Source organism: Acidovorax delafieldii 2AN (assembly GCF_000175235.1).
In the GTDB taxonomy this organism is placed as follows: Bacteria; Pseudomonadota; Gammaproteobacteria; order Burkholderiales; family Burkholderiaceae_C; genus Acidovorax; species Acidovorax delafieldii_B.
In genome coordinates this window covers 1-3,423 of the sequence record NZ_ACQT01000324.1, presented here as the reverse complement: position 1 = coordinate 3,423, position 3,423 = coordinate 1, and the positions used below count along the sequence as shown (strand labels likewise).

3 protein-coding genes are annotated in these 3,423 nt (G+C 67.7%); 2 read left to right on the top strand and 1 reads right to left on the bottom strand.

Annotated features, from left to right (window positions below; genetic code table 11):
• Positions 1–118: 118 nt before the first annotated feature.
• Positions 119–1,795, bottom strand: a complete 1,677-nt coding sequence (locus tag ACDELDRAFT_RS20410) for a GMC family oxidoreductase (RefSeq protein WP_005799975.1) — start codon at positions 1,793–1,795, stop codon at positions 119–121.
• Positions 1,796–2,038: 243 nt separating this feature from the next.
• Between ACDELDRAFT_RS20410 and ACDELDRAFT_RS20405 the strand changes: the two genes are divergently transcribed.
• Both ACDELDRAFT_RS20405 and ACDELDRAFT_RS20400 read left to right on the top strand, forming a co-directional pair.
• Positions 2,039–3,160: an MlaE family ABC transporter permease gene (locus tag ACDELDRAFT_RS20405; RefSeq protein WP_005799974.1), complete on the top strand. Its 1,122-nt coding sequence runs from the start codon at positions 2,039–2,041 to the stop codon at positions 3,158–3,160.
• 3 nt (positions 3,161–3,163) lie between these two features.
• A partial coding sequence (locus tag ACDELDRAFT_RS20400; RefSeq protein ID WP_005799973.1) for an ATP-binding cassette domain-containing protein occupies positions 3,164–3,423 on the top strand: 260 nt, incomplete at its 3' end.

Below are 3,423 nucleotides of genomic sequence, written 5' to 3'. Positions count from 1 at the left end.
CGCCGGCACCTGGGGCCGCACCTGCGAAGGAAATGCCGCGTTATGTGGGGGGCATCCGCTGACGGGTAGCACTGCGCAGGCTGCCAGCGCGACGCAGGGTGCCGGGGACGGCTTCGGCTCAGGCTGCGCCGCGTGCCTCGATGATCCACTCTGCGGCCTTCTCGGCCAGCATGAGGGTGGGCGAATTCGTATTGCCGCTCGTGATGGTGGGCATGGCACCCGCGTCCACCACCCGCAACCCGGCAATGCCGCGCACGCGCAAGCGCGCGTCGAGCACCGCCATCGGGTCATCGTCGCGGCCCATCTTGGTCGTGCCCACGGGGTGGAAGATGGTGGTGGCAATGTCGCCCGCCAGGCGCGCCAGGTCTTCGTCGCTTTCGAATTGCACGCCGGGTTTCCATTCCTGCGGCTGGTATTTGGCAAGTGCGGGCTGGGCCACAATGCGGCGCGTGACGCGCAAACTGTCGGCTGCCACCTGGCGGTCTTCTGCGGTGCTGAGGTAGTTGGGCGCAATCGCGGGGGGCGCCTTGAAGTCCGCGTTCTTGATGTGCACCGTGCCGCGGCTCGTGGGGTTGAGGTTGCACACGCTGGCCGTGAACGCCGGAAAGCTGTGCAGCGGCTCGCCGAAGGCGTCGAGCGACAGGGGCTGCACGTGGTATTCGATGTTCGGATAAGGCTGGTCGGGGCTGCTGCGCGTGAAGGCACCGAGCTGCGAGGGCGCCATGCTCATGGGACCGCTGCGCTTGAGCGCGTATTCCAGACCGATCTTGGCCTTGCCGAGCAAGGAGTTGGCCATGGTGTTGAGCGTGGTCACGCCGTTGACCTTGAACACCGCGCGGATCTGCAGGTGGTCCTGCAGGTTGGCGCCCACGCCGGGCAGGTCGTGCACCACGTCAATGCCATGCTGGCGCAGCAGCGCGGCCGGGCCGATGCCCGAGAGTTGCAGCAATTGCGGCGAGTTGACGGCGCCGGCGCTGAGGATGACTTCGCGCGTGGCGTGCGCCGTGACCATTGCGTGGCCTGTCCACACCTGCACACCGGTGCAGCGGCGTCTGCCGTCGGGCTGCGTCTCGACGATAAGCTTGGCCGCCTGCGCGGCGGTCCACATCTCGAAGTTGGGGCGCCCGTAGCAGGCCGGGCGCAGGAAGGCCTTGGCCGTGTTCCAGCGCCAGCCGTTCTTTTGGTTGACCTCGAAGTAGCCCACACCTTCGTTGCTGCCCCGGTTGAAATCATCCGTGGCCGGAATGCCTGCCTGCTGCGCCGCTTGGGCAAAGGCATCGAGCACGTCCCAGCGCAGGCGCTGCTTCTCCACGCGCCATTCGCCCTGGCCGCCGGTGCTCTTGCTGCCATGCAGGCGCTTGAACTCGTCGCTGGCGCCCTCGGGCCGGTCCAGGCGCCAGTGGTCTTCATGGCGGCGGAAGTAGGGCAGGGCATTGTCCCAGCGCCAGCTGGCGTCGCCCGTGAGTTCGGCCCACTGGTCGTAGTCGCGGGCCTGGCCGCGCATGTAGATCATGCCGTTGATGCTGCTGCAGCCGCCCAGCGTCTTGCCACGCGGGTAGCGCAGGGTGCGGCCGTTCAGGCCCGCGTCGGGCTCGGTGTTGTAGAGCCAGTCGGTGCGCGGGTTGCCGATGCAGTACAGATAACCCACGGGGATGTGGATCCAGTGGTAGTCGTCCTTGCGGCCTGCCTCGATGAGCAGCACGCGGCTGCGGCCGTCGGCGCTCAGGCGGTTGCACAGCAGGGCGCCGGCCGTGCCGCCGCCAATGATGATGTAGTCAAACGTGGTGTCGCTCATGGGATGAAAGGCAGGCTGCGGCGGGGGGGCGGGGCAAGAACGGGTGGTGCGTGCCATTGTGCGCAGGGCGTTGCACGTGTCGAGGGGAAAAACGTGAATTGCTACGCAATCTATAGCGTATTGCGCCGGACGGTATTGCGCCAGAAGTCGATTTGATAATAATTGCATGCAGGGAACAAGCAGCTGTGCTTGTCCCGCCGCAGGCCGCCGGTGGCGCGCCCCGTTTTCCCCCAACCTCCATCCATGAGCGACCGTTCGCCTCGCATTGTCCTTTCCGATTCCCCCGCAGGCCCCCAGGCGCTGCTGCTGGGGCGCTGGGGCGCGGCCGAGCTGGGGCAGCGCTCGCAATGGCGTGCGCTGTCGGCGCAACTGCGTGACAACACCGCGCCCGCTGGCGGGTGGGATCTGCGCGGCCTGGATTGGCTTGACCACGTGGGCGCACAACTGCTCTGGGACCATTGGGGCCAGGCCTGGCCGGGTCGGCTGGAGCTGACCGACCCGCAGCGGGCCATGCTGGAGCGCGTGGGCGCTTTCACGGCGCCGCCTCCGCCTGCCGAGCCCTGGCGCCTGGCCGACCAGGCCGACCACCTGGGCGTGCTGGTGCTGCATGGGCTGGACCATGCACGGCACGTGGTGCAGCTGATCGGGCAGCTGGCGCTCGACCTGTTGCGGCTGGTGCGCGCTCCCCACCGCGCGCCGTGGCGCGACATGTCGGGGCACGTGTACCGCATGGGGGCCACCGCGCTGCCCATCACGGCGCTGGTGGGTTTTCTCATCGGCGTGGTGCTGGCCTACCTGATGTCGCTGCAATTGCGGCAGTACGGAGCAGAGTCGTTCATCGTCAACATCCTGGGCATTTCGCTGATCCGCGAGCTGGGGCCCATGCTGGCGGCCATCCTGGTGGCGGGCCGGTCGGGCTCGTCGATCACGGCGCAAATCGGTGTGATGCGGGTCACCGAAGAACTCGACGCCATGCGCGTGATGGGTATCCCGCACGGTTTTCGCCTGGTGATGCCGCGCACCTTGGCGCTGGCGCTGGCCATGCCGCTCATCAGCGTGTGGACCACCCTGGCGGCGCTGGCTGGTGGCATGCTGGCGGCCGATGTCTCCATGGGCATTTCGCCGGCGTATTTTGTCGAGGCGCTGCCTGCGGCCGTGAAGATCGGCAACCTGGGGCTGGCCACGGCGAAGTCCGTGGTGTTTGGCGCACTCATCGCCCTGATCGGGTGCCACTGGGGCCTGCGCGTCAAGCCCAACACGCAGAGCCTGGGCGAGGGCACAACGGCATCGGTGGTGACATCGATCACCATGGTCATCATCGTGGACGCGCTGTTCGCTGTGGCGTTCAAGAACATCGGGATCTGATCCATGAACGCCACGGCTTCGGTCCCCACGCCTCCTGCCAGCGACGCGCCCCTGGTGGACATCTCCGGGCTCTGGACGGTGTTCGGCAAGGGCGACGAAGCCTTCACCGTGCACCAGGATCTGCAGCTGTCGGTGCGGCGCGCGGAAATCCTTGCGCTGGTGGGCGGCTCGGGCACCGGCAAGACCGTGCTGTTGCGCCAGATGCTGGGCCTGGCCCAGCCCACGCGCGGGCGCGTCACGGTGCTGGGCCAGCCCGCCTCCGA